At 64.3% G+C, this 4770-nt stretch carries 4 protein-coding genes and 1 pseudogene; 1 reads left to right on the top strand and 4 read right to left on the bottom strand.

What is annotated here, in order from left to right; all coding sequences use genetic code 11:
- The 3 genes and pseudogenes from I5M_RS33685 to I5M_RS14590 form a co-directional block, all read right to left on the bottom strand.
- Positions 1 to 160 (bottom strand): annotated as a pseudogene (locus tag I5M_RS33685) (efflux transporter periplasmic adaptor subunit); the annotation flags it as partial.
- A gap of 1 nt (position 161) precedes the next feature.
- Complete coding sequence (locus tag I5M_RS14585; RefSeq protein ID WP_022722072.1) at positions 162 to 869, bottom strand: TetR/AcrR family transcriptional regulator; 708 nt, start codon at positions 867 to 869, stop codon at positions 162 to 164.
- Between the two features lie 165 nt (positions 870 to 1034).
- A complete protein-coding gene (locus I5M_RS14590) occupies positions 1035 to 1892 on the bottom strand; it encodes a VOC family protein (RefSeq protein ID WP_031336428.1) in 858 nt (285 codons plus the stop codon).
- 184 nt (positions 1893 to 2076) lie between these two features.
- On the opposite strand from I5M_RS14590, the gene I5M_RS14595 reads away from it, so the two are divergent.
- A complete protein-coding gene (locus I5M_RS14595) occupies positions 2077 to 2970 on the top strand; it encodes a sugar kinase (RefSeq protein ID WP_022722074.1) in 894 nt (297 codons plus the stop codon).
- A 342-nt stretch (positions 2971 to 3312) separates the two neighbouring features.
- Here the strand turns inward: I5M_RS14595 and I5M_RS14600 are convergent, their stop codons facing one another.
- Positions 3313 to 4530: an NAD(P)/FAD-dependent oxidoreductase gene (locus I5M_RS14600; protein ID WP_022722075.1), complete on the bottom strand. Its 1218-nt coding sequence runs from the start codon at positions 4528 to 4530 to the stop codon at positions 3313 to 3315.
- Positions 4531 to 4770 lie beyond the last annotated feature (240 nt).

Below are 4770 nucleotides of genomic sequence, written 5' to 3' on the forward strand. Positions count from 1 at the left end.
TGTGGCTGCGGAAGGCGTTGAAGCCGACCAGAGCGCCGACCAACAGCACCAGCAGGACGCCGACGATGATGAACCAGCGGACCATCCGCACCGGACGGCGCTGCGGCTTGTCGATGGTCGTCGCCCGGTTTGCAGGCGGCGTTTCGGTCGCAATCGTCATCTCAAACACTCTCTGTCTTGGTCTTGTCGGTGCGGAGCCGGGCCAGCGACAATTCCCGGTCCAAATGATCGGAAATTGCGGCTTCGGTTAGCCCGATCCCGCGCAAAATGAACTCACAGGTCTGGCGCTCCAGGTCGGGAGCGTCGCCGTAGGTCAAACAGGGCACCGCGGGCAGCCGGGCCAGCGCTGTCATTACCACAGTATGGTGCGCGAACCAGAACAGGTTCATCGGCTCGCTTCCGACCCGGACCGCCTGCCGCTGCAGCACCGCCTGCTCGAGCGAGGCGGTAAAAAGTCGCCCCAGCAGGTCTTTGATTTTTACGAAGATCAGTCGGCTGAACTCACCGTCGCCGAGCTGGCTGGTGATCATCAGCCGCAGCCGCTGCTCCTCGTCCTCGTCAGGATCGTCTGAGGCCTGAAGGAAGTGCCCCACCATGCCACATACGATCACGACCAGCGTTTCCGTCGAAGGCGGTCGATCGCGCAATTCCATCAGCGCCGTATCGGCCTCGCACTCGTCCGCCAGGATCTCGGCAAACAGCGCCGACTTGCTGGGGAAGTGCTTGAACAGCAGCCCCTCCGAGATCGACGCCGCGGCGGCTACGCTCTTGGTCGTCGTACCGGCGAAACCATGGCGCGCAAAACACCTCTTCGCCGCGCTCAGGATCAGCTCCCGGCGCAGGTCACTGGACATACGTATAGAGTTCATGATGTGAGTAGGCGCTCACTAGCCGAAATGTCAATGCTGTGCTGCGGCGCACCAAAGCCCAGAAGGCCTAAAATGCCTGTAAACTTGGCGGCCGAAACAGCACAGTCGGGCAAAAAAGTGGTTCGACCGCTTCAGAGACCAGTCGATCGCTAGCGGTCGGTCGTTTCAGGACATCGATGGACCAACCAGCAGAGTCGGGATCTGCCAGGTGCCACTTCGCACCGTGACCACCCGGGTTCCCGGCTTACGGCCGTTCCGCACCTCGGTGACGCTCAGGCCGGCTTCGACCAGCCGCGCGCGTGCCGCCTCGATATCGTCGACCCGCCAGCCGATGCCCCAAAGCTTGTCGTGGTTTGCATCCGAGCCCGCCACCGGCCGGTGCACCACTTCGATGACGAGATCGCCGCAGCGGAAGAACATCATCCGGCCCCACTCCTGATGCGAGCGGTCGAGTGCCAGATCGAGCCCGAGCCGAGCGCCGTACAGCGCCGCCGCCCCTTCCGGATCGGAGGTCGAGATCACAACATGATCGAGGCCTGTGATGGGAGCAGGCGCGATCGGCGCGGATTGCGGCCGTTCGCCGCCGAGTTCGAGGAAGAACAGCCGCACGCCGCGGGTGGTCTCGGTCGCCGCGCGCGTCCGCTTCCAGGCCAGCGTCGCGCCCGTCAGCGAATCGCGGCCGATGACTTCGGCCACGGGGTCGGGTCGTAGCGCCACCCGATCGAGCCGCCGCTGCATGCGCGCAGCGTCGTCGACACGGAAGCACAGGCTGGCGAGGCCTTCGCCCTGCAGCTTGATCACCGTGCGAATCCGCTCGGCGTTGCCGCCCACGCCGACCGGGGCCATCAGTTCGAGCGAGCCGTTGGGCAGCGTGAACAGCACGTTCTGCGAGCCGTCGTCGCTGCCGCGCCATGCCGGCGCACGGCCGAGCAGCGTCTGATAGGCGGCGGCCGCCGCATCGAGATCGCTGACCAGAACGACGATGTGATCGACCGCCGTGATCGCCGCGCGCTGCCCGGACATTCCCCCTCCTGCGTTTTCCGATCCTGCCAAAAACCAGGCACGACTCGCGTCATTTTGACTGCATTTTCAGCGGAACGACTATCTCGTCCCCTGCAATCCTGCGAATAATTTTAGCGAATGCATCAAATTTAGCGATGCTAAGCTGTTGTTATCGGCCTTTTCACCTGCCGGATTCGGATCGCCCATGGACGCACTCTTCATCGGACAGACCTATATCGACGTCACCTTCATCACCGACCACATGCCGACCGGCGACGAAAAGCACGTCGCCTCGGACTACGCGGTGTCGTTCGGCGGCAATGCGGTGACGGCGGCGTTCTGCTGCGCCAAGCTCGGCATCGTGCCCGACCTGATCGCCACCGTGGCCAATGACTGGCTCGGGCGGATGTTTCAGGACATGACGGCGAAGTACGGAATCTCTGTGCATCCCCGCAAGGTCGCGACGTCGTCGCTGTCCTTCATCATGCCCAAGGACGGCAAGCGCGCTATCGTGCGCTGCCGCGACGATCAGCATATCCACCCGTTCCCGCTGCTCAACCTCGGCAAATGCCGGGCGCTGCACGTCGACGGCCATCAGCCCGACGCCGCGATCCACTATGCCAAGCTGTGCCGCGAGGACGGCATCCTGACCTCGCTCGACGGCGGCGGCCTGCGCACCAACACTCACGAGCTGCTCGGCTATATCGACGTCGCCATCGTCGCCGAGCGTCTGTGCGAGCAGATGGACCTGACGCCGGACAAGATGCTCGACTATCTAAAATCCCGCGGCTGCAAAGTGGGCGGCGTCACCCAGGGCGAACGCGGCCTGCTCTGGTACGACGAGACCGGCACCGTGCGCACCATGCCGGCGCTGCCGATCCCGCGCGAACGCGTGCTCGACACCAACGGCGCCGGCGACGTGTTCCACGGCGCCTATGTGTATTCCTACCTGGCGCATCCCGAGCAGAGCTGGGCCTACCATTTCGAATTCGCCCGCGCTGCATCGACGTTCAAGATCCAGAAGCTGGGCAACGAGGCGGGACTGCCGACGGTGAAAGACATCGAGGCGGTGAAGCGGGAGTTTGCGGCGGTGGCATAGGCTACACATGCCAACATCCGTCATGCCGGGGGCCGTCCCGGGCATCCACGTGTTACTGAACCAGCAGTGCCGAAAACGTGGGTGGCCGGGACAACCCCGGCCATGACGAAGTAATCGATGATTGTAGGGTAAGCGCCCTAGAGCGGTTCATGGATTGATTGAAGCGGAGAGCCCTTTTAGGCGCTGAGTCGTCATCCTGAGGTGCGCGCGTAGCGCGCCTCGAAGGATGCGGACAAGGCGCTTGTGGCCCATCCTTCGAGGCCCGCAGTGCCGCGCACAGCACGGCCCAGCGGGCACCTCAGGATGACGGCGGTGATTCTAATTGAAGCGGAACCGCCCTAGCTACGCCATCGCCTTCTTCAGATCGAAGCTCACATCCGCCGCCTGCTCGGGCGTGATCGACTTGTTCTGCGGCAGGATCTTGCGGCCGAAGACGTGGTCGGCGGCGCGGTTGACGGATTCGATGCCGATCAACTGGCCGGCCTTGTAGCAGAACGCCGAGAACGACCGCTCGGCGACGCTGCCGCGGACGACGACCTGATCGAAGCCGGCGGTGAGTCCGGCGATCTGCAGCTTGTCGTCGCCCTGGTCGGACCAGAACCACGGATAGCCGTCATAGGTCTCGGCCTTGCCAGTCAGCCGCGCGGCGACGCAGCGCGCCTGATCGGTGGCGTTCTGCACCGACTCCAGCCGCATCACCTCGCCGAAGCGCACGCTGTTGAACAGCGAGCAATCGCCGATCGCCGAAATATTCGGGTCTTCGGTCAGCAGCTGCTCGTTGACGATGATGCCCGACGCGGTCGGCAGGCCGGCGGCGGCGGCGAGTTCGACATTGGGGATGACGCCGACACCGACGACGACGAGATCGCACGGCAGCGTGCGGCCATCGCTGAGCGCGACGCCGGTGACGCGCTCGCCATCGGCCTTGATCTCGGTGGCGCGGACGCCGTAATGGATGCGGATGCCGGTGGCGCTGTGGCGGTCGTGGAAGTAGCTGGAGATTTCCGGCGTCACCGCACGCGCCATGACGCGCGGCGCCAGTTCGACGACATCGACTTCGAGGCCCTTGCCGCGTGCGGTGGCGGCGAATTCGAGGCCGATGAAGCCGGCGCCGATCACTACGACATGCTTCTTGTTCGGCATGCGCTGGCGCACCTCCTCGCTCTCGTCGAGCGTGCGCAGATACAGCACGTCGGGCAGCGTCGCGTTCGGCACGTCGAGCTGACGATTGCGCGCGCCGGTGGCGATGATCAGGTGGTCGTAGTCGAGCTTGTTACCAGAGCCGAGCAGCAGGCTTCGAGCGTCGCGATCGATCGACACCGCGCGGTCGTAGATCAGCTCGATGTTCTGATCCTGGAAGAACTTTTCCGGCCGAAACATCAGCGAATTCGGATCGCCGCCGCTCTTGAGATAGGCCTTGGACAAAGGAGGCCGCTGATACGGCAGATGCTTCTCGTCGTTGATCAGCGCGATGCGGCCGGCGTATTTGGCCTGTCGCAGCGACACCGCGACCTGAAAACCGGCATGGCCGGCGCCTACGATCAAGACCGTGTCGTTCATCGTGTCGTCTCGTTGTGGAAGCTCGCGCGGGCGCGCGATGGAAAGGATCGGCAGCGTCTAGCACAAACCCCGCAGGCCGGTCAGCAGACTAAAGTACCGGCCGCAATGCGAAGCGGTCATTCCCGGATCGGCGGCGACCGGTCGAGCGGATCGCCCTTGGCGCCTTCGAGCAGATCGAGCTCGAGGCGGTCGACCACCAGAGGCCCGCGCATCCGCGCCACCGCGCCCACCCGTGGATCC

Origin of the sequence: Rhodopseudomonas sp. B29 (genome assembly GCF_000333455.1) — a bacterium.
Lineage (GTDB): Bacteria > Pseudomonadota > Alphaproteobacteria > Rhizobiales > Xanthobacteraceae > Rhodopseudomonas.